The sequence below is a fragment of the Streptomyces sp. 2P-4 genome (genome assembly GCF_030167965.1).
Taxonomy (GTDB): domain Bacteria; phylum Actinomycetota; class Actinomycetes; order Streptomycetales; family Streptomycetaceae; genus Streptomyces; species Streptomyces globosus_A.
The window spans coordinates 3070788-3091391 of record NZ_CP095011.1 but is presented as its reverse complement, the minus strand read 5'-3'; the positions used below and the strand labels follow the sequence as shown (position 1 = coordinate 3091391).

Below are 20604 nucleotides of genomic sequence, written 5' to 3'. Positions count from 1 at the left end.
CACGGAGAGCGCTGGCGCTTGGCACGTTGTTGGGTCCTGAAGGCACGGCCGTCTGGCTAGTCTTCAGTGCCGGCCCCGGTAAAGCTCTGTTTCGGCAGGGTGTGACGGGTGGCTGGTCGTTGTTTGAGAACTACACAGTGGACGCGAGCATCTGTGGCCAAGTTTTTAAGGGCGCACGGTGGATGCCTTGGCACCAGGAACCGATGAAGGACGTGAGAGGCCGCGATAGGCCCCGGGGAGCTGCCAACTGAGCTTTGATCCGGGGGTGTCCGAATGGGGAAACCCGGCAGTCGTCATGGGCTGTCACCCGCTGCTGAACACATAGGCAGTGTGGAGGGAACGAGGGGAAGTGAAACATCTCAGTACCCTCAGGAAGAGAAAACAACCGTGATTCCGGGAGTAGTGGCGAGCGAAACCGGATGAGGCCAAACCGTATGCGTGTGATACCCGGCAGGGGTTGCGCATGCGGGGTTGTGGGAATGAGCTTCAGTCGTCTGCCGGCGGCTGGGCGAGTCAGAAACCGTATGGATAGGCGAAGGACATGCGAAAGGTCCGGCGTAGAGGTAAGACCCCGTAGCTGAAATCTGTGCGGCTTGCTTGCTCATCTCCCAAGTAGCACGGGGCCCGAGAAATCCCGTGTGAATCTGGCGGGACCACCCGCTAAGCCTAAATATTCCCTGGTGACCGATAGCGGATAGTACCGTGAGGGAATGGTGAAAAGTACCGCGGGAGCGGAGTGAAATAGTACCTGAAACCGTGTGCCTACAAGCCGTGGGAGCGTCGGGATCTTCGGATCCTCGTGACTGCGTGCCTTTTGAAGAATGAGCCTGCGAGTTAGCGGTGTGTAGCGAGGTTAACCCGTGTGGGGAAGCCGTAGCGAAAGCGAGTCCGAACAGGGCGTTTGAGTTGCACGCTCTAGACCCGAAGCGGAGTGATCTAGCCATGGGCAGGTTGAAGCGGAGGTAAGACTTCGTGGAGGACCGAACCCACCAGGGTTGAAAACCTGGGGGATGACCTGTGGTTAGGGTGAAAGGCCAATCAAACTCCGTGATAGCTGGTTCTCCCGAAATGCATTTAGGTGCAGCGTCGTGTGTTTCTTGCCGGAGGTAGAGCACTGGATAGGCGATGGGCCCTACCGGGTTACTGACCTTAGCCAAACTCCGAATGCCGGTAAGTGAGAGCGCGGCAGTGAGACTGTGGGGGATAAGCTCCATGGTCGAGAGGGAAACAGCCCAGAGCATCGACTAAGGCCCCTAAGCGTACGCTAAGTGGGAAAGGATGTGGAGTCGCAGAGACAACCAGGAGGTTGGCTTAGAAGCAGCCACCCTTGAAAGAGTGCGTAATAGCTCACTGGTCAAGTGATTCCGCGCCGACAATGTAGCGGGGCTCAAGCGTACCGCCGAAGTCGTGTCATTGCAGTAATACTCCCAACGGAGGCTGTGATGGGTAGGGAGCGTCGTGTGCCGGGTGAAGCAGCCGCGGAAGCGAGTTGTGGACGGTTCACGAGTGAGAATGCAGGCATGAGTAGCGATACACACGTGAGAAACGTGTGCGCCGATTGACTAAGGGTTCCTGGGTCAAGCTGATCTGCCCAGGGTAAGTCGGGACCTAAGGCGAGGCCGACAGGCGTAGTCGATGGACAACCGGTTGATATTCCGGTACCCGCTTTGAAACGCCCAATATCGAGGCGAGCGATGCTAAGTCCGTGAAGCCGTCCTGGATCCTTCGGGTGAAGGGAAGTGGTGGAGCCGACGAACCGGACTTGTAGTAGGTAAGCGATGGGGTGACGCAGGAAGGTAGTCCAGCCCGGGCGGTGGTTGTCCCGGGGTAAGGGTGTAGGCCGAGGGGTAGGCAAATCCGTCCCTCATACAAGGTTGAGACCTGATGCCGAGCCGATTGTGGCGAAGTGGATGATCCTATGCTGTCGAGAAAAGCCTCTAGCGAGTTTCATGGCGGCCCGTACCTAAACCGACTCAGGTGGTCAGGTAGAGAATACCGAGGCGTTCGGGTGAACTATGGTTAAGGAACTCGGCAAAATGCCCCGTAACTTCGGGAGAAGGGGGCCATTCCTGGTGATAGGTCTTGCACCTTGAGCTGGGGTGGCCGCAGAGACCAGCGAGAAGCGACTGTTTACTAAAAACACAGGTCCGTGCGAAGCCGTAAGGCGATGTATACGGACTGACGCCTGCCCGGTGCTGGAACGTTAAGGGGACCGGTTAGCTCCATTTCGGTGGGGCGAAGCTGAGAACTTAAGCGCCAGTAAACGGCGGTGGTAACTATAACCATCCTAAGGTAGCGAAATTCCTTGTCGGGTAAGTTCCGACCTGCACGAATGGCGTAACGACTTCTCGACTGTCTCAACCATAGGCCCGGTGAAATTGCACTACGAGTAAAGATGCTCGTTTCGCGCAGCAGGACGGAAAGACCCGGGACCTTTACTACAGTTTGATATTGGTGTTCGGTTCGGCTTGTGTAGGATAGGTGGGAGACTGTGAAGCGGCCACGCCAGTGGTTGTGGAGTCGTCGTTGAAATACCACTCTGGTCGTGCTGGATGTCTAACCTCGGTCCGTGATCCGGATCAGGGACAGTGTCTGATGGGTAGTTTAACTGGGGCGGTTGCCTCCCAAAGGGTAACGGAGGCGCCCAAAGGTTCCCTCAGCCTGGTTGGCAATCAGGTGTTGAGTGTAAGTGCACAAGGGAGCTTGACTGTGAGACCGACGGGTCGAGCAGGGACGAAAGTCGGGACTAGTGATCCGGCGGTGGCTTGTGGAAGCGCCGTCGCTCAACGGATAAAAGGTACCCCGGGGATAACAGGCTGATCTTCCCCAAGAGTCCATATCGACGGGATGGTTTGGCACCTCGATGTCGGCTCGTCGCATCCTGGGGCTGGAGTCGGTCCCAAGGGTTGGGCTGTTCGCCCATTAAAGCGGTACGCGAGCTGGGTTTAGAACGTCGTGAGACAGTTCGGTCCCTATCCGCTGTGCGCGTAGGAATATTGAGAAGGGCTGTCCCTAGTACGAGAGGACCGGGACGGACGAACCTCTGGTGTGCCAGTTGTCCTGCCAAGGGCATGGCTGGTTGGCTACGTTCGGGAGGGATAACCGCTGAAAGCATCTAAGCGGGAAGCCTGCTTCAAGATGAGTATTCCCACCTCCTTGAGAGGGTAAGGCTCCCAGTAGACGACTGGGTTGATAGGCCAGATGTGGAAGCCCGGTAACGGGTGGAGCTGACTGGTACTAATAGGCCGAGGGCTTGTCCTCAGTTGCTCGCGTCCACTGTGTTAGTTCTGAAGCAACGAACTCGCCATTGCCGGCTTGAGTTCAACTTCATAGTGTTTCGGTGGTCATAGCGTTAGGGAAACGCCCGGTTACATTCCGAACCCGGAAGCTAAGCCTTTCAGCGCCGATGGTACTGCAGGGGGGACCCTGTGGGAGAGTAGGACGCCGCCGAACAATCATTGTGGGAAAGCCCCGCACCAGCTCTGGTGCGGGGCTTTCCTGCGTTTCAGGGGGGGAATGCCCCGCCCTCACCATTCGGCGGGATAGCTCTTCAGAGACGTCGTGTCGAGGGACCATCGGCCGGCGGTGACGGTCTCCCCGAAGGCGTAGGGGACTTCCTTGCGGAAGCGGATCCCGTCGGGTCCCCGCGAAGGGTCGCTGTGGACCGTGACCGTCTTCCTGTCCTTCCGAGGATCCACCATGACGTACAGCGGAATTCCCATCTTCGGGTAGTCCAGCAGCTTGTCGCGGATGTCCGTCAGGGAGTTCGTCCGTGAGACGACCTCGACCACCAGCATGACGTCCCGCGAGTTCACGACCTTCGCGGTGTCGTCGACGTCCTCCTCCGCGATCACCATCAGGTCGGGGACCTTCGTCAACCCGGTCTCCGGATCTCCCATGTTCGTGTCGCTCAGCGCGATGACCTCCGGGGTCTGCGCCTCGATCTGCCGACGCAGCCGGACCACGTTCAGGCCATGGGGAGCCGTCGGGCTCATCATCGTGAGGAAGATCTGGCCGTCGGTGGTCTGCACCTTCCACTGGTCTTCCTGGTGCTCGGCCAGCGCCGCGAGCTCTTCCGCGAAGTCGTGCAGGCGGCGCATCTGCTCGGGGGTGAGATCGGCCATGGACTCCTCCTGGTGGGTGCCCGACCAGCGTATCCGCAGGGCAACAGGGGGTGCGTCTACGTTGGGGGCATGCGCTATGACCTCGTCATCTTCGACAACGACGGTGTGCTGGTGGACAGCGAGCCCGTCGCCAACACCATCCTCGCCGGGTACCTCACCGAGCTCGGGCACCCCACCTCCTACGAGGACTCCGTCCGCGACTACATGGGCGCCGCCGTGCACCGCGTCCACGACCTCGTCCGGGAGCGGACCGGTCAGCGGCTGCCGGACGACTTCGACGACACCCTCCACGCGCGGACCTTCGCCGCGTTCGCGCGCGAACTCGCCCCCGTCCCCGGTGTCGAGGACGTGCTCGCCGCACTCACCGCGCACCAAGTCCCGTACTGTCTCGCCTCCTCCGGCAGCCACGAGCGGATACGGGTCGGCCACCGGGCCGCCGGGCTCGGCCGGTGGTTCGGCGACGGCATCGTCTTCAGCGCCCAGGACGTCGGCCGCGGCAAGCCCGCCCCCGACCTCTTCCTGCACGCCGCCCGCAGCATGGGCGTGCCGCCCGCCCGCTGCGTCGTCGTCGAGGACAGCCCGCTCGGCGTCCAGGCCGCCCTCGCCGCCGGCATGGACGTCTACGGGTTCACCGGCATGATGCCCGCCGAGCGGCTCGCCGGCGCCACCGGCCACTTCTCCGACATGAAGGAGCTGCCCCGCCTCCTCGAACTACCCGTGTGAGATCCCTACCCACAGGTAGGCCCCGGCCGTACGCTGTGCCGCCATGACGGAGGATCTTCGGCTGCGGCGTGCGCGGGGCGCCCTCGGGTTCTGCTTCCTCGCCCAAGGCGTCGCGTTCGCGCTCCTCGTGACGCGGATCCCCGCGATCCAGGACCGGTACGGGATATCCGACGCCCTGCTGCCGGCCTTCCTCGCCGCCGTGCCGGTCCTGGCCGGGGTCGGCAGCGTCGCCGCCGGGCGCCTCGCCCGGAGCGTCGGGCCCGCCGCCGTGCTCCGGTGGTCGCAGCCGCTCGTCCTGCTGTCCCTCCTCGGCGTCGGCGCCGGCCGCACCCTGGGCCACGCGGCCGCCGCGCTCGCCGTGTTCGGGCTGGCCGTCGGCGCGCTCGACGCGTCCATGAACATGCTCGGCGTCAGCCTCCAGCACGGCTACGGCCGCAGCATCATGCTCGGCTTCCACGCCGCCTACAGCCTCGGCGGGATCGCCGGCGCGTCCGCCGCCTGGGCCGCCGCCCACTGGCACCTCGGGCTGCCCGCGACCTACCTCGCCGCAGCCGCCGTACTCCTCCCCGGCATCCTTGCCGCCGGCCCCCTCCACACCGCAGACCGGCCCGGTCCGCCGCCGACCGGCCGGACACCGCAGGACGCTGCCGGAACCGGCGGCTTCCGGCCGCTGCTGCCGCTCTGCGCCGTGATGACGTGCGCGTACATCGGCGACGCGACCGTCTCCAACTGGAGCGCCAAGTACGTCCTGGACGTCCTCGGCGGCTCCGAGCAACTTGCCACGCTCCCCTACAACCTGTACATGGCCACCACGCTCGCCGGGCGCGCCGTCGGCGACCTCGGCGTGCGCCGCTTCGGCGCGGCAGCCGTCGTACGGGCCGGGACGGTCCTCGCCGCCGGCGGGTTCGCCGTCGTCGCCGCGGCGCCCGGACCCTGGGCCGGAATGGCCGGGTTCACGCTCCTCGGACTCGGGCTCTGCGTCATCGTGCCGCAGACCTTCGCGGCCGCCGGGCGGCTGTACCCGCAATCCTCCGACGCCGCCGTCGCCCGGCTGAACATCTTCAACTACGCCGGATTCCTCATCGGTTCACCGCTCGTCGGCGCGCTCGGCGACGCCTGGAGCCCCCGCGGGGCGATGCTCGTACCGGCTGCCCTCGTGCTGGTCACGCTGCTGTACGCCCGTTCGTTCGGCTCCGGCGGCGCCCTATACGGTGTCCCGCATGAGCAGCCGCGGGTTGGTGATGTGGGACGAGGCCGTGACCGGCTATGACTTCGGGCCGAGCCATCCGATGGACCCGGTGCGCCTGGCCCTGACGATGGGCCTCGTGCGCGCCTTCGGACTGGACCGCGAGGTGGAGGTGCGGTCCGCGCCGCCCGCCGGCGACTCCACCCTGCGGCTCGTGCACCGGGAGGACTACATCGCCGCCGTCCGCGGCGCGTCCGCCGACCCCGGCGCCGCCGACGGGTCGTACGGGCTCGGCACCGTCGACGACCCGGCGTTCCGCGGCATGCACGAGGCGTCCGCGCTCATCGCCGGGCAGTCCGTCGCGGCCGCCGAGGCCGTCTGGCGGGGCGAGGCCGCCCACGCCGTCAACTTCGCCGGGGGACTCCACCACGCCATGCCCGGCGGCGCCTCCGGGTTCTGCGTCTACAACGACGCCGCCCTCGCCATCGCCCGCCTGCTCGAACTCGGCGCCGAACGCGTCGCCTACGTGGACGTCGACGTCCACCACGGCGACGGCGTCCAGGCGGCGTTCTGGGACGACCCGAGGGTCCTGACCGTCTCCCTGCACGAACACCCCGCCACCCTCTTCCCGCAGACCGGCTGGCCGCAGGAGACCGGCGGGACCGGAGCCGAAGGCACCGCCGCCAACATCGCCCTCCCCGCCGGCACCGGAGACGAGGGCTGGCTGCGGGCCTTCCACGCCACCGTCCCCGAACTCCTCGCCGACTTCCGGCCGCAGGTGCTCGTCACCCAGCACGGCGCCGACACCCACTTCGAGGACCCGCTCGCGCACCTGGCGGTGTCCCTCGACGCCCAGCGCGCCGTCCAGGAATCCTGCCACCGGCTCGCCCACGAGCACGCCGGCGGCCGGTGGCTCGCCCTCGGCGGCGGCGGGTACGCCGTCGTCGACGTCGTGCCCCGCTCCTGGACCCACCTCGTCGGGATCGCCGCCCACCGGCCCGTCGACCCCGCCGCGGCCCTACCCGCCTCCTGGCGGGACGAGGTGTACGCGCGGACCCGTCAGCTCGCGCCGGGCCGGATGACCGACGGACGGGACGCCGCCTGGCGGGACTGGGACGCCGGCTACGACCCGGCCGACCGCGCCGACCAGGCCGTCCTCGCCGCCCGGCGGGCCGTGTTCCCGCTCCGCGGGATGCTCCCCTAGCCGGTACGCCGCCCCGCCCGCACCCCGGGCGGCACAGGTGAAGCATCGTTACGCCAACTGTGCGCAATCCCGCCCGAACCGGCACCCCGCCGGGCCCGGTGCGGCAGCATCGGACGGGTGTTGAGCACCGGCGCACTGCGAGCGCACCTGCTGGCCGCCCGCCTCGCCGGGCCCGTCGCGACCACCCGCGAGGAGAGCCTGCGCAGCTACCGGCTGTTCGCGGCCGGCGACCCCCGTGCGCTCCTCGGCCTCGACCCCGAACCCGGCTGGGGCGAGCGGGAACTCCTGCACCTCATGGCGGACAGATGCGGGGTCTCCGCCGACCCCGCCCACGTCAGCGGCCCGGACCTGATCGACCCGGAGCGGACCCTCGCCGCGCTCCGGGCGTTCGCGGAGCGGCTGGGAGCGGCGGCGGCCGCCCGGGAACCCGTCCTGTTCGGCACCGGCCACCCCCACCGCCTCCTGGAGTTCTACGCCAGTTTGGCCCGGGCCCTGTCGGCGGCCGGCTGTGTCGTCCTCACCCCCGCGCAGGGCGCGCGCATCGACGTCGCGACCCGGTTCGGGGTACGCACGCACTGCCTCGACTACGTACGGGGGGTCGCGCTGGTGCGAGCACCCGGCGCGCGGCCTCCCGGGAGTGCCACCGGCGCGCACACCCATTCACCCCTGCCGGTTCGGATCGCGCTGGAGGCCCTCGCGGAGGGCGCAGGGCCGCTGCCGCAGCTGGTCATCGGGGACCACGGGTGGGTCTGCGGTGCAGGTCAGCTCGGTGTGGACGCGATCGGGCTGGCGGACACGGACGATCCGGCGGTCTTCGTCGGGGAGGCCGAGGGGCGCGTCGCGGTGGCGGTTCCGGTTGATGACGGCGTGCGCGCGGACTACTACAGACCGCTCACGCGGTATCTACTGGACCGGGCGAGTCTGCCGGGCGCGCAGGAGTGGCCGTAGCTCCTCTTCCCCACTCGTATCACGCGCCCCTAATCTGGGGAGTGAGCGTGCGACGACGAGGAGTAACCGGAGGGGAAGCCGGTGCCCGTCATGCACGGAAGGTCAAGGTGTGTCATGGCTGCTGGCGAGAGGCCTCTCAGTGAGGTTCAGTTCCTGACCGTGGCGGAGGTCGCCTCGGTGATGCGAGTGTCGAAGATGACCGTGTACCGCCTGGTGCACAACGGTCATCTGCCCGCAATCCGGGTGGGCCGGTCCTTCCGGGTCCCCGAGACCGCGGTCCACGAGTACCTCCGAGAGTCCTATGTGGGGGTGGAGTCGGCCTGAGAGTGGGGCCCGCGACACCTTTGGGCCACCTTCGGGTCGCCTCGGATTACAAGCTCGGAGCTCGGGCGGGTAGGCTAGGCCGACGTAGGTCGTGTGGGCCCAGACGCCCCGCACCGATCCCCGCGGGCGCGGGGATGTTCCGAGAAGTGAGCGAGGGTAGTCGTGGGCTCTGTTATCAAGAAGCGGCGTAAGCGGATGGCCAAGAAGAAGCACCGCAAGCTGCTCAAGCGCACCCGCGTTCAGCGCCGTAACAAGAAGTAAACGGCAGCTGTACGTGTTCTCCGCAGCCCCTCCACCATCCTTTGGTGGAGGGGCTGCGGTGTAGCCGGGAACAGGCGGGGACGAGGGAGGCGCGGGGCTCGTGGGGAAGGTCGTGCTCGTGACCGGGGCTGCCCGGCAGTTGGGAGGCCGCTTCGTACGGCGGATCCAACGGGACCCGGAGGTCGAGCGCGTCGTCGCCGTCGACGCGGTCCCGCCGCCGCACAACCTCGGGCGCGCCGAGTTCGTCCGGACCGACATCCGGCAGTCGTCCGTGGCGCGGGTCCTCGCCGAACACGCCGTCGACACGGTCGTCCACCTCGCGGTCACCGGGGGCAGCTCCGCGACGGGCGGCACGGGCAGCGCCGTCAAGGAGACCAACGTCATCGGGACGATGCAGCTGCTGGGCGCCTGCCAGAAGTCGCCCACGGTGCGCCGCCTCGTGGTGAAGTCCAGTACCAGCGTGTACGGGGGCACCCCGCGGGATCCGGCCGTCTTCACCGAGACCACCCAGCCGAAGTCGCAGCCGCCGCCGGGCTTCGCGAAGGACGCCGGCGAGGTCGAGTCGTATGTCCGGGGGTTCGCCCGGCGGCGGCCCGACGTCGCGGTGTGCGTCCTGCGGTTCGCGAACATCCTCGGCCCGTACGCGGACTCGGCGCTCGCCGAGTACTTCTCGATGCCCGTCCTGCCGACCGTGCTCGGCCACGACCCGCGGCTGCAGTTCGTCCACGAGGAGGACGTCCTGGAGGTGCTGCGGATGGCGGCGCAGGAGCCGCGGCGGGGCACCCTCAACAGCGGCACCTTCAACATCGCCGGGGACGGTGTCCTGCTGCTGTCGCAGTGCGCGCGGCGGCTGGGCCGGCCGACGCTGCCGCTCGCGCAGCCCGCGGTCGGCTGGGTGGGGGCCGCGCTGCGGGTGGTCGGGGTCACCGAGTTCTCGCCCGAGCAGATCCGGCTCCTCACGCACGGGCGGGTCGTGGAGACCGCGCAGATGCGGGAGGTGCTGGGCTTCAAGCCGATGTACTCGACCTCCGAGACGTTCGCCGACTTCGCGGCCGGCCGGGGTAGCGGGCTGCTGCCGCCGGAGCGGCTGGCCCGGGCCGTGGACCGGGTCGCGGGCATGCTGGACGCCGGGGTTGCCGGAGCCGACGAGGGAGCGCAGCGATAGTGGCGGACGCCAAGGTCATTCCGTTCGACGAGGACCGGCCGCGGCGGCGCGGCGCCGACCGGCGCGCCGTCCGCGCTGTGCCCGGCCCCGCACCGGCGCCGGACGCCGAGGCGGGCCCGGAGGCCGGCACACCGGTCCCGGGCGGGCCGCGCGACGGCGCGGACGGCGCTCCGTCCGGCCCGCGGGCCGGCGCGGAGGGTCCCGGCTGGGAGCGGCGGCTCGCATCGGGGCTGGCGTTCCTGCGGCGCCGCATCACGGGCGAGTACGAGGTCGACGAGTTCGGCTACGACCGGGAGCTGACGGACCAGGTCCTGATGTCCCTGATGCGGCCGCTGTTCGACAGCTACTTCCGCGTCGAGGTCAGGGGCGTCGAGAACATCCCGGCCGAGGGCGGGGCGCTGATCGTGGCGAACCACTCCGGGACGCTGCCGCTGGACGGGCTGATGATGCAGGTCGCCGTCCACGACCGGCATCCCGCACAGCGTCACCTGCGGCTGCTGGCGGCGGACCTGGTGTTCATGCTGCCGGTCGTCGGCGAGCTGGCGCGCAAGGCCGGGCACACGCTGGCGTGCGCGGAGGACGCGCAGCGCCTCCTGGAGGCGGGCGAGCTCGTCGGCGTCATGCCCGAGGGGTTCAAGGGGATAGGGAAGCCGTTCGGCGACCGGTACCGGCTCCAGCGGTTCGGGCGGGGCGGGTTCGTGTCGACGGCGCTGCGGGCGGGCACCCCGATCGTGCCGTGCTCCATCGTCGGCGCGGAGGAGATCTACCCGATGGTCGGCAACGCGAAGACGCTCGCGCGGCTCCTCGGGCTGCCGTACTTCCCGGTCACGCCGACGTTCCCGTGGCTGGGCCCGCTCGGGGCCGTGCCGCTGCCGACGAAGTGGACGATCCAGTTCGGGGAGCCGATCGCGACGGACGGCTACCCGCCGGAGGCGGCGGAGGACCCGATGCTGATGTTCAACCTGACGGACGAGGTGCGCGAGCAGATCCAGCACACGCTGTACAAGCTGCTGGTGCAGCGGAGGTCCGTCTTCTTCTGACGCCCGGATCGTTCCGGCGTCCGGCAGGACGAGGTGCCCGGTCCCCCGCGGGGGCCGGGCACCTCGTGCCGTGCAGGGCGGGGCCCTACTCGGCGTCCTCCGCCGTCAGTCCCAGGCCAGGGAGCAGGCCGGGGAGCAGCGGCGGGAGGGTGATCTCCGGCTGCGGGGCCTGCGACCCCGCGGTCGAGCCGGGCGTGGGCTGCGCCGGAGGCTTCAGCAGGTCGCCTGTACCGCCGAGGAGGCCGCTGCCGGGAGCCGGTGTCGGCTGCGCGGCGGGCGGTGCGTCCGGGGCCTGGCTTGCGGCGGGTGCTCCCGCGCCCGGCGCCGGGGCCTGCTGCTGCCCGGCCGGGGCGCTCGGCCGGGCCGGGGCGCCGCCGTTGCCCTGCGTCTGCTCCGGAGCCTTCGGGAGGAGGGCCTGGAGGGGCGCCACGTCATCGTCTATGGCCTGGAAGACCGACTCCACCTCGCCGCCGACGTCGCCCAGTTGGGCGGGGAGCTTGTCGCGGAGCCTGCCCCATGCGTCGCGGTGGGAGCGGGAGAACGACGACAGCGTCTGGATCGGGCCCAGCGAGCCGTCCCGCTCGTACGCGGCCTGGAGCAGTCGGTGGCCTTCGGCCGCGTCGTGCTTCATGCCGTCCAGGGCGCGGCGGATCGCGCCCAGCGATTCGTGGTCCAGGACGCCCGTTCGGCCGCGCTCCATCAGGCGGCGCGCCTCCGACAAGCGGTTCGAGGCCTGGTCCAGGTAGAGCTCGCCCCGGTCGGCGTCCTCGTCGGCCATGCCGAGCTTGAGGTCCTCCATGCCCCGTTTGACCGGGTAGAGGGTGTCACCGGGGAGGGCGTCCGTGCTGGCAGCGGCGACTCCGCTGAAGGCCCCCGCGGCCACACCCACGGTGAGGCCGCCTGCCGCGATGCCCTTGGACCAGCGGGAGCGGGGCCGCAGTTTCCGGAGCGAGGTCGCCCGGTGGGCGCCGCGGCCGGCCCGCTGCTCGGGCAGCTGAGGGTCCGAAGCGGCACCGCCTCCGGCCCTCTCCTCCATCACCATGGCCTCCATGGCGGCCACGAGCTGCGCTCGCTGCACCACTTTGACCTCGGGGTCCAGCACCGGGCGCGGCATTTCGCCGAGCACGCTCGCCAGGGCCAACAACCGCTCGTGGTCGGCAGATTCGGCAGGTGCCTCGGACTGCTCGGCCGCCGGGTCAGGTTCGGAAAGGTCGGACGACGGGTTCCGATCCTCCAGGGCCTGGGCGAAGGCGTTCGCCCGCCGGTGCGGAGTCACGTTCGCGATCACTGGCGGCACCTCCTCTCGTCATGACGATCGACTCCCCAAGGTGTCCGGAAGGTTGCCTTCCTTGAGCACATCCACCCTTTCGAGTGAGCGGCTTCGGGCAGGGCGCGTCCAAAGGGAGCCTGCATCCCGCACAACGAGCGGCGCGGCAGTTGGGTTACGGACGAAGGATGATCGGACCACAGCGTCATCGAGGGGTCACCGGTTGTGTGGATGGTGAGCGGTCGGAAGGGGTGGGGGGAGGCCTGCGGCGGCGGGGCGGGGGCCGTCGGGGAGGAAATCAGCGGGCGTCTTCCGGGAGCAGGCGGGCCAGGGTGCGCACCGCCCGGTACTGGAGGGTCTTGATGGCGCCCTCGTTCTTCCCCATCACCCGGGCCGTCTCCGCGACCGACAGGCCCTGGAGGAAGCGCAGGGTCACGCACTCCTGCTGCTGCGGGTTGAGCTTGCGGACCGCCTCCAGCAGGGCGGCGTTGGAGAGGGACTCCAGCACCGAGTCCTCGGGGGACCGTTCCACCTCGTTCGCGTCGAGCATCTCGCCCGTGGTCACTTCGAGGCGGAAGCGGCTGGACTTGAAGTGGTCGGCCACGAGGTTGCGGGCGATCGTCACGAGCCAGGCGCCGAAGTCGCGCCCCTGCCAGGTGAAGGTCGAGATGCGGCGCAGGGCGCGCAGGAACGTCTCGCTGGTGAGGTCCTCCGCGGTCGCCTTGCCGCCCACGCGGTAGTAGATGTACCGGTACACCGTGTCGCTGTACTGGTCGTACAGCCGGCCGAACGCCTCGGCCTCGCCGGCCTGCGCGCGCTCGACCAGGTCCATCATGCGGGCCTGGTCGCTGTCCGCGGTGGGCCGGCGGGCGGCCGGGGCCGTGGTGCCGGTGGTGGCGGTGCCGGCCGCGCGACCGCGTCTGCCCACCGTCGCTCCGCCGTCGGCCAGGGCATAGCAAGGACCGGCCGGGCCGAGGCCGGCGGCGAGGGCAGGGACGGCGTACGCGGTGGGGACGAAGCCGCGCAGGTGGTCCAGGACCGTTGCGCGCAGCGTAGCCAGGCCCGAGGCGTCAACCCCGACAGGTGGGTACACGGGACTCCCAGAGGCAGAGCTTCCATCACGTGCAGTGCGAGGCCGTTCACCCGTCGTGGCGACAGATGGGCGGCGGCATGCGTCTGAGGAGAATAACGCTTCGTACAGGCGGCACTACACCCAGTTGCACAAATCATCGATTCCGACACTTCTGTTGCGTGTCGAAGGCATATTCGGTCGCAATTGGTGATCGCTTGTTGATCGGTCGATGGCGCGGAATGGGCAGTTCCAGGCTGGCTCGGGACCGGGTCGCGCAGGCGTGCGTGCCCGCCCGCCTGCGCGGGTAGGGCTGGGGGAATGTGCGCCGGGCGGCCCGGCGGGTCGGCGCGCTCGCCGCCGTACGGGCGGCCGGGGTGCTCCGGTGCAGGCGGCGGGCCGCCCGGGCGCCGCGGAGGCTACTTGCGGCGGCGGTGCAGGGCGATGGCGGCGGCCGCGCCGCCCGCGATCGCGCCGACCCCGGCGGCCGCCGGGACGCCGACCTTCACGGCCTTGCGGCCGGTCCGATAGTCGCGCAGCCGCCAGTCGTGCTCACGGGCATGCTTGCGCAGTTTTGTGTCCGGATTGATCGCGTACGGATGCCCGACGAGTGACAGCATCGGAATGTCGTTGTGCGAATCGGAGTACGCCGCGCACCGCTCCAGGTCGAGGCCCTCCGCCACCGCCAGCGCGCGCACCGCCTCCGCCTTCGCCGGGCCGTGCAGCGGCTCGCCGACCAGGCGGCCGGTGTAGACGCCGTCCACGGATTCGGCGACCGTGCCCAGGGCGCCCGTCAGGCCGAGCCGGCGGGCGATGATCGTGGCCGTCTCGACCGGCGCGGCCGTCACCAGCCACACCTTCTGGCCGGCGTCGATGTGGGCCTGGGCCAGGGCGCGCGTACCCGGCCAGATCCGCTCGGCCATGTACTCGTCGTAGATCTCCTCGCCGATGGACATGAGCTCGCTGACCCGGTGCCCCTTGACGATGGACAGCGCGCTGTCGCGGGCGTCCTGCATGTGCTCGGGGTCCTCGACCCCGGCCAGCCGGAACCAGGCCTGCTGCCAGGCGAAGCGGGCGAGTTCGCGGCGGCGGAAGAACTCCCGCTTGTACAGGCCGCGGCCGAAGTGGAAGATCGCCGCGCCCTGCATGACGGTGTTGTCGAGGTCGAAGAAGGCGGCGGCCAGGTCGTCCCCGGCCACCGGGAATTCCGGTTCGACGGCCTCGGGCAGGGCGGGCTCGGGCCCGGCGGCCTCCGCAGGCGCCTCCGCTTCGAGGACCTGGGCGGTCTTGCGGGCGGCCTCGGCCGAGGCCTCGCCTGCCAGCACGCTCCGCGCGGTGGCGGAGCGCCTACGGGGGGTGAGCCATCCTCGAGCGGCCATGACGCGAGCATAGCCACTGTGTTCGGGACTTCCCGAAACCGCGCGATTGCCGGGGCGTGAACTCCTCGGTGCGCGGGGGCCGGCGCACGGGGGTCGGCGCGCGGGGCGTGAGAATGGGGGCATGAGCCCTTTGCTGCGCCGCAAGGAAAAGAAGAGCCCCGGCGAGCGGATGGTCACCCTCATCGGCAAGCCGGGGTGCCATCTGTGCGACGACGCCGAGGCCGTGGTCGCCCGCGTCTGCGCCGAGGTGGGCGCGCCGTGGGAGAAGAAGGACATCTCCCAGGACGAGGAGCTCTACCGGCGGCACTGGGAGCAGATCCCGGTGGTCCTCGTGGACGGCGAGCAGCACACCTTCTGGAGGGTGAACCCGGACCGGCTGCGCCGGGCGTTGGAAGGCTGACCGCCCGACGGCTACCATCATGGGCGTTTTGTGGGATCTCGGGGGCGTATGGGTGAGGAGTGTGTGTCGGTTTGCCCCCGGCAGGATCTGAACGGGTTCGGTGCGTTGTGCGCCGTCCGGCCGCAGCCCCACGGCGCGTGACCCCGGTCACTTTGGTCGGACAAAGCGGACACAATCTTTGTGCACGCGTTCACAAAGACATAGCCTGCTGTCGACGGGGCGGTCTGGGGACAGAGGACCGCCTTCAGCCCCGCTCATCCCGCAGGAGCATCGTGGCAACTGGCCGAACTCACCGACCGGCGACCCGCAGCCGAGGTATCCCCGAGGCCACCGTCGCCCGGCTTCCGCTGTACCTGCGCGCCCTGACCGCGCTCTCCGAGCGCTCGGTGCCCACGGTCTCCTCCGAGGAGCTGGCGGCGGCCGCCGGCGTCAACTCCGCCAAGCTCCGCAAGGACTTCTCCTACCTGGGCTCCTACGGCACCCGGGGCGTCGGCTACGACGTCGAGTACCTCGTCTACCAGATCTCCCGCGAGCTCGGCCTGACCCAGGACTGGCCCGTCGTCATCGTCGGCATCGGCAACCTCGGCGCGGCCCTCGCCAACTACGGCGGCTTCGCCTCCCGCGGCTTCCGCGTCGCCGCGCTGATCGACGCCGACCCGGCCATGGCCGGCAAGCCCGTCGCGGGCATGCCCGTCCAGCACACCGACGACCTCGAAAAGATCATCCGGGAGAACGGCGTGTCCATCGGCGTCATCGCCACCCCGGCGGGCGCCGCCCAGCAGGTCAGCGAGCGGCTGATCGCCGCCGGCGTCACCTCCATCCTGAACTTCGCGCCGACCGTCCTCTCCGTCCCCGACGGCGTCGACGTGCGCAAGGTCGACCTGTCGATCGAGCTGCAGATCCTCGCCTTCCACGAGCAGCGCAAGGCCGGCGAGGACTCCGCCGCCCCGGCCCCCGCCGCCGGCGCCGCCACCGCGCCCTCCGCTGCCTCCGCCGGCGCCGGGGCGGACGCCTCCGCCGTCGTGCCGCCCGCCGCCCGCCCCGCCTCCGGCGCCCGCAAGCCCGGACCCGAGGGCGACGTCCCGGCGGTGATGCCGGCATGAGCCTCCTCGTCGTGGGACTGAGCCACCGCAGCGCGCCCGTGAGCGTGCTGGAGCGCGCCTCGCTGTCGGCCGACGCCAAGGCGAAGCTGCTGCACGACACCCTCGCCGTCGAACCGGCCGCCGAGGCCGCCGTGCTCGCCACCTGCAACCGCATCGAGCTGTACGCGGACGTCGACAAGTTCCACGCCGGCGTCGCCGAACTCTCCACGCTCCTCGCCCAGCACAGCGGCGTCGCGCTCGAAGAGCTCACCCCGTACCTGTACGTGCACTACGAGGACCGGGCCGTCCACCACCTCTTCTCGGTGGCCTGCGGACTGGACTCCATGGTCGTCGGCGAGGGCCAGATCCTCGGCCAGATCAAGGACACCCTCGCGCTCGGCCAGGAGCTGCACACCGCCGGCCGCCTGCTGAACGACCTGTTCCAGCAGGCCCTGCGGGTCGGCAAGCGCGCCCACTCCGAGACCGGCATCGACCGGGCCGGGCAGTCGCTCGTCACCTTCGGCCTGGAGCAGCTGGCCGCCGGACGCGAGCCCGTCGAGTCCTGGGCCGCCGGCAAGCGGGCCCTCGTCATCGGCGCCGGCTCCATGTCCTCCCTCGCCGCCGCCACCCTCGCCCGGGTCGGCGCCGCCGAGGTCGTCGTCGCCAACCGGACCGCCGCGCGCGCCGACCGTCTCGTCGAGATTCTGGTTGCCTCAGGCACAGGCGTGACCGCCCGGGCCGTGGCCATGGCCGCCGTCGCCGACGAACTGACACGAGTCGACATCGTCGTCTCCTGCACCGGAGCGACCGGCCTCGTCCTGACCGGCGACGACGTCGCCGCCGCCCTGGCCCACACCCCGGCCGCGGCGCCCCGGACGCTCCCCGCGCAGGCAGGCCCGCGCACCGCCGTCCCCGCGCCGGCCCGGCCCGCCGCCCTGCCCGCCGGCCTCGACCCCGAGGTCGTCGCCCGCCTCGCCGCCGTCGCCGCGGCCGGCGGCCGCCTCGCCGACGCCGGAGTCGCCCGTACCCTCACCGGCGCCCCCGGCCCCGACGGCTGCCCCGCCGACGCGCCGGCCGCCGCCGGGCGCGCCGCCCTCACCGGCGTCGACGCCACCGACCTCGAACTCCACGGCACCTGGGCCGACCAGGGCGAGGCCGCCGCCCAGCGGCAGCCCCGCAAGGGCACCCGCAGCCACGCCGACGGCACCCCCGTACGCCTGGCCCTGCTCGACCTCGCCATGCCCCGCGACATCGACGCCGCCGTGCACCGCATCCCCGGCGTACGCCTCGTCGACATCGAGTCCCTCGCAGAGGCCTCCGCCGACGCCCCCATGGCCGCCGACGTCGACGCCGTACGCGGCATCGTCGCCGACGAGGTCGCCGCCTTCGGCGCCGCCCAGCGCGCCGCGCACATCACCCCCACCGTCGTCGCCCTGCGCGCGATGGCCGCGGAAGTCGTCGCCATGGAGGTCGCACGCCTCCACGGGCGCCTGCCGGACCTCGACGACCGGCAGCGGGCCGAGGTCACCCAGACCGTCCGCCGCGTCGTCGACAAGCTCCTCCACGCCCCCACCGTGCGCGTCAAGCAGCTCGCCAGCGAGCCCGGCGGCGCAGGGTACGCCGACGCCCTGCGCGAACTCTTCGACCTCGACCCGCAGACGGTGGCCTCCGTCAGCCGGGCCGACGGGGCGGCCGCGGCCGGCCAGGCCAACCAGACCCACGACTCAGGACGGGCATCATGAATTCACGCTCCGACCAGCCCCTCCGGCTCGGCACGCGGCGCAGCAAGCTCGCCATGTCCCAGTCGGGGCACGTCGCCGACGCGGTGCGCGCCGTCACCGGCCGGTCCGTCGAGCTCGTGGAGATCACCACCTACGGCGACGTCTCCCGCGAGCACCTCGCGCAGATCGGCGGCACCGGCGTCTTCGTCACCGCCCTGCGCGACGCCCTGCTGCGCGGCGACGTCGACTTCGCCGTGCACTCCCTCAAGGACCTGCCGACCACGCAGCCCGAGGACCTCGTCATCGCGGCCATGCCGCTGCGCGAGGACCCCCGCGACGCGCTCGTCGCCCGCGACGGCCTGACCTTCGCGGAGCTGCCCGACGGCGCCCGCGTCGGCACCGGCTCGCCCCGCCGCACCGCCCAGCTCCACCACTACGCCCGCACCCTCGGCAAGCGCATCGAGACCGTCGCCATCCGGGGGAACGTCGACACCCGCATCGGCTTCGTGCACAGCGGCGAGCTCGACGCAGTCGTCCTCGCCGCCGCCGGCCTCAACCGGATCGGCCGCAGCGGCGAGGTCACCGACCACCTGTCGGTCGACAGCGTCCTGCCCGCACCCGGCCAGGGAGCCCTGGCCGTCGAGTGCCTCGCGTCCGACGCGGACCTCATCGCCGCCCTCGGCAAGCTCGACGACCCGCACACCCGGGCCGCCGTCACCGCCGAGCGGTCCCTGCTCGCCGCCCTGGAGGCCGGCTGCAGCGCCCCCGTGGGCGCGCTCGCCGACCTTCTGGCCGACGGGCAGATTGTCAATGAAATGCGCCTGCGCGGCGTCGTCGGCACCCTCGACGGCGCGACGCTCGTGCAGCTGTCCACCACCGGTCCCGTGCCCCAGTCGCACGACGAGGCCATGGCGCTCGGCCGCGAACTCGCGGACGAGATGCTGGCCAAGGGCGCGGCCGGTCTGATGGGGGAGCGATCCCTTTGAACCCCTCACGTCCCACCACCTCCGCTCTCCCCGTCGCCGCCGCCGGGCACGGGCACGTCACCTTCCTCGGTGCGGGCCCCGGCGACCCGGGACTGCTGACGCTGCGCGCCGTCGAGGCGCTCGCCGCCGCGGATGTGCTCATCGCGGAGCCCGAGGTGCTCGAGGTCGTCCGCACGCACGCGCGCGCCGGAGTGGACACGCCACAGCTGACGATCGCTGACGAGGCGTCAGCGGCCGCCGGAGTACCGGTGATCCGGGACGCCGCCAATCTTGTCATGGAGGCCGCGCGCTCCGGCAGGCGGGTCGTCCGTGCCGTCACCGGCGACCCCGGCCTCGACGGCAACGCCGCCTCCGAAATGCTCGCCTGCGCCGGCGAGGGCATCCCCTTCGAGGTCGTGCCCGGCGTCGCCACCGCCGTCGGCGTCCCCGCCTACGCGGGCGTCCCGCTGCGCGGCGAACAGGGCGCCGACGTCCGCTTCGTCGACGCCCGCAACGCCTCCGCGCAGTGCTGGAGCGAGGTCGGCTCCGGCCACGGCGTCGTCGTCGTCTCCGCCACCCTGGAGACCGTCCCCGCCGCCTGCGCCGAGCTCGTCGCCGCCGGCCGCGCCGGCGACACCCCGCTCACCGTCACCGTCGGCGGCACCACCACCCGCCAGCGGACCTGGAACGCCACCCTCGGCACCATCGCCCAGGTCTTCAAGCAGGGCAAGGTCCTGCCCTCCCCCGAGGGCACCCGCCCGGTGATAGCCGTCGTAGGCGAGCAGGGCGCCGCCGCCCGCCGCGAGGAGCTCGCCTGGTTCGAGTCGAAGCCGCTGTTCGGCTGGCGGGTGCTCGTCCCCCGCACCAAGGAGCAGGCCGCCTCCCTCTCCGACCAGCTCCGCTCCTACGGCGCCGTGCCGCACGAGGTCCCCACCATCGCCGTGGAGCCGCCGCGCACCCCGCAGCAGATGGAGCGCGCCGTCAAGGGCCTCGTCACCGGCCGCTACGAGTGGATCGCCTTCACCTCGGTGAACGCCGTCAAGGCGGTGCGCGAGAAGTTCGAGGAGTACGGGCTCGACGCGCGCGCCTTCGCCGGCATCAAGGTCGCAGCGGTGGGGGAGCAGACCGCCGCCGCCCTCGTCGAGTTCGGCGTCAAGCCCGACCTCGTGCCGAGCGGCGAGCAGTCCGCCGCCGGACTGCTGGAGGACTGGCCGCCGTACGACCCGGTCTTCGACCCGATCGACCGCGTCTTCCTGCCGCGCGCCGACATCGCCACCGAGACCCTCGTCGCCGGGCTGATAGAGCTCGGTTGGGAGGTCGACGACGTCACCGCCTACCGGACCGTGCGCGCCTCGCCCCCGCCGGCGGACACGCGCGAGGCGATCAAGGGCGGCGGCTTCGACGCCGTGCTCTTCACCTCGTCCTCGACGGTGCGCAACCTCGTCGGCATCGCCGGCAAGCCGCACAACGTCACCGTCATCGCCTGCATCGGCCCGGCGACCGCCAAGACCGCCGAGGAGCACGGCCTCCGCGTCGACGTCCTGTCGCCGGAGCCGAGCGTGGGCAAGCTCGCCGAAGCCCTCGCCGAGTACGGCGCGGCGCGCCGCGAGGCCGCCAAGGAGGCCGGCGAGTCGGTGTCCCGGCCGAGCGAGCGCCGGCCGGGGGCGCGGCGGCGCCGGACGACCTGAGGGACGTCCTGGCCGACGAGCGGAGCCGAGGGCCCGGGTGCAGCCGCACCCGGGCCCT

The 20604-nt window shown here is 70.7% G+C and carries 16 protein-coding genes, 2 rRNA genes and 1 pseudogene; 15 read left to right on the top strand and 4 right to left on the bottom strand.

The features are described from left to right. The first annotated feature begins 155 nt into the window (after nucleotides 1-155). Together MUK52_RS13300 and rrf are read left to right on the top strand one after the other, a co-directional pair. Nucleotides 156-3261 (top strand): 23S ribosomal RNA (locus tag MUK52_RS13300). A gap of 75 nt (nucleotides 3262-3336) precedes the next feature. Continuing rightward, a 5S ribosomal RNA gene (gene rrf, locus MUK52_RS13295) occupies nucleotides 3337-3453 on the top strand. A 74-nt stretch (nucleotides 3454-3527) separates the two neighbouring features. Here rrf and MUK52_RS13290 read toward each other — a convergent pair. Then, complete coding sequence (locus MUK52_RS13290; protein WP_284576411.1) at nucleotides 3528-4124, bottom strand: Uma2 family endonuclease; 597 nt, start codon at nucleotides 4122-4124, stop codon at nucleotides 3528-3530. Between the two features lie 69 nt (nucleotides 4125-4193). Here MUK52_RS13290 and MUK52_RS13285 point away from each other — a divergent pair, with 69 nt between their 5' ends. The 8 genes and pseudogenes from MUK52_RS13285 (at nucleotide 4194) to MUK52_RS13250 (ending at nucleotide 10975) form a co-directional block, all read left to right on the top strand. Next, nucleotides 4194-4847 carry an HAD family hydrolase gene (locus tag MUK52_RS13285; RefSeq protein WP_284576408.1) on the top strand — a complete coding sequence of 218 codons (654 nt, stop codon included), beginning with the start codon at nucleotides 4194-4196 and terminating at the stop codon, nucleotides 4845-4847. Between the two features lie 43 nt (nucleotides 4848-4890). Then, a complete protein-coding gene (locus tag MUK52_RS13280; protein ID WP_114053601.1) occupies nucleotides 4891-6117 on the top strand; it encodes an MFS transporter in 1227 nt (408 codons plus the stop codon). After that, on the top strand, nucleotides 6068-7237 hold the full coding sequence (locus tag MUK52_RS13275) for an acetoin utilization protein AcuC (protein ID WP_114053602.1): 1170 nt from the start codon (nucleotides 6068-6070) through the stop codon (nucleotides 7235-7237). The genes MUK52_RS13280 and MUK52_RS13275 overlap by 50 nt, the downstream gene beginning before the upstream one ends. Before the next feature lie 117 nt (nucleotides 7238-7354). Then, on the top strand, nucleotides 7355-8185 hold the full coding sequence (locus MUK52_RS13270) for a phosphatase (protein ID WP_114053603.1): 831 nt from the start codon (nucleotides 7355-7357) through the stop codon (nucleotides 8183-8185). Nucleotides 8186-8299: 114 nt separating this feature from the next. After that, nucleotides 8300-8509 carry a helix-turn-helix domain-containing protein gene (locus tag MUK52_RS13265; RefSeq protein ID WP_284576404.1) on the top strand — a complete coding sequence of 70 codons (210 nt, stop codon included), beginning with the start codon at nucleotides 8300-8302 and terminating at the stop codon, nucleotides 8507-8509. A 162-nt stretch (nucleotides 8510-8671) separates the two neighbouring features. Then, nucleotides 8672-8770 (top strand): 30S ribosomal protein bS22, encoded by a 99-nt coding sequence (locus MUK52_RS13260; RefSeq protein WP_003948845.1) that lies wholly within the window; start codon nucleotides 8672-8674, stop codon nucleotides 8768-8770. A 97-nt stretch (nucleotides 8771-8867) separates the two neighbouring features. Further along, nucleotides 8868-9935: pseudogene (locus tag MUK52_RS13255) on the top strand (NAD-dependent epimerase/dehydratase family protein); the annotation flags it as partial. Continuing rightward, nucleotides 9935-10975: a lysophospholipid acyltransferase family protein gene (locus MUK52_RS13250; RefSeq protein ID WP_114053606.1), complete on the top strand. Its 1041-nt coding sequence runs from the start codon at nucleotides 9935-9937 to the stop codon at nucleotides 10973-10975. The pseudogene MUK52_RS13255 and the gene MUK52_RS13250, both read left to right, overlap by 1 nt. Nucleotides 10976-11060: 85 nt before the next feature. Here the strand turns inward: MUK52_RS13250 and MUK52_RS13245 are convergent, their stop codons facing one another. The 3 genes from MUK52_RS13245 to MUK52_RS13235 form a co-directional block, all read right to left on the bottom strand. After that, nucleotides 11061-12263, bottom strand: coding sequence for a DUF5667 domain-containing protein (locus tag MUK52_RS13245; RefSeq protein WP_284576308.1), 1203 nt, complete (start codon nucleotides 12261-12263; stop codon nucleotides 11061-11063). 277 nt (nucleotides 12264-12540) lie between these two features. Then, nucleotides 12541-13335: an ECF subfamily RNA polymerase sigma factor, BldN family gene (locus tag MUK52_RS13240; protein ID WP_114053608.1), complete on the bottom strand. Its 795-nt coding sequence runs from the start codon at nucleotides 13333-13335 to the stop codon at nucleotides 12541-12543. Nucleotides 13336-13730: 395 nt separating this feature from the next. Further along, complete coding sequence (locus MUK52_RS13235) at nucleotides 13731-14690, bottom strand: HAD family hydrolase (protein WP_114053609.1); 960 nt, start codon at nucleotides 14688-14690, stop codon at nucleotides 13731-13733. Between the two features lie 121 nt (nucleotides 14691-14811). On the opposite strand from MUK52_RS13235, the gene MUK52_RS13230 reads away from it, so the two are divergent. The 5 genes from MUK52_RS13230 to MUK52_RS13210 all read left to right on the top strand — a co-directional run bounded on the left by MUK52_RS13230 (nucleotide 14812) and on the right by MUK52_RS13210 (nucleotide 20546). Continuing rightward, nucleotides 14812-15090: a glutaredoxin family protein gene (locus tag MUK52_RS13230; RefSeq protein WP_114053610.1), complete on the top strand. Its 279-nt coding sequence runs from the start codon at nucleotides 14812-14814 to the stop codon at nucleotides 15088-15090. Nucleotides 15091-15362: 272 nt separating this feature from the next. Beyond that, nucleotides 15363-16193: a redox-sensing transcriptional repressor Rex gene (locus MUK52_RS13225; protein WP_114053611.1), complete on the top strand. Its 831-nt coding sequence runs from the start codon at nucleotides 15363-15365 to the stop codon at nucleotides 16191-16193. Further along, the gene (locus MUK52_RS13220) at nucleotides 16190-17914 is read left to right on the top strand and encodes a glutamyl-tRNA reductase (protein WP_114053612.1); all 1725 of its coding nucleotides are present in this window, start codon (nucleotides 16190-16192) and stop codon (nucleotides 17912-17914) included. Before MUK52_RS13225 ends, MUK52_RS13220 begins: the two co-directional genes overlap by 4 nt. Continuing rightward, the gene (gene hemC, locus MUK52_RS13215; protein WP_114053613.1) at nucleotides 17911-18879 is read left to right on the top strand and encodes a hydroxymethylbilane synthase; all 969 of its coding nucleotides are present in this window, start codon (nucleotides 17911-17913) and stop codon (nucleotides 18877-18879) included. The genes MUK52_RS13220 and hemC overlap by 4 nt, the downstream gene beginning before the upstream one ends. Continuing rightward, the gene (locus tag MUK52_RS13210; RefSeq protein ID WP_284576307.1) at nucleotides 18876-20546 is read left to right on the top strand and encodes a bifunctional uroporphyrinogen-III C-methyltransferase/uroporphyrinogen-III synthase; all 1671 of its coding nucleotides are present in this window, start codon (nucleotides 18876-18878) and stop codon (nucleotides 20544-20546) included. The genes hemC and MUK52_RS13210 overlap by 4 nt, the downstream gene beginning before the upstream one ends. Nucleotides 20547-20604: the final 58 nt, after the last annotated feature.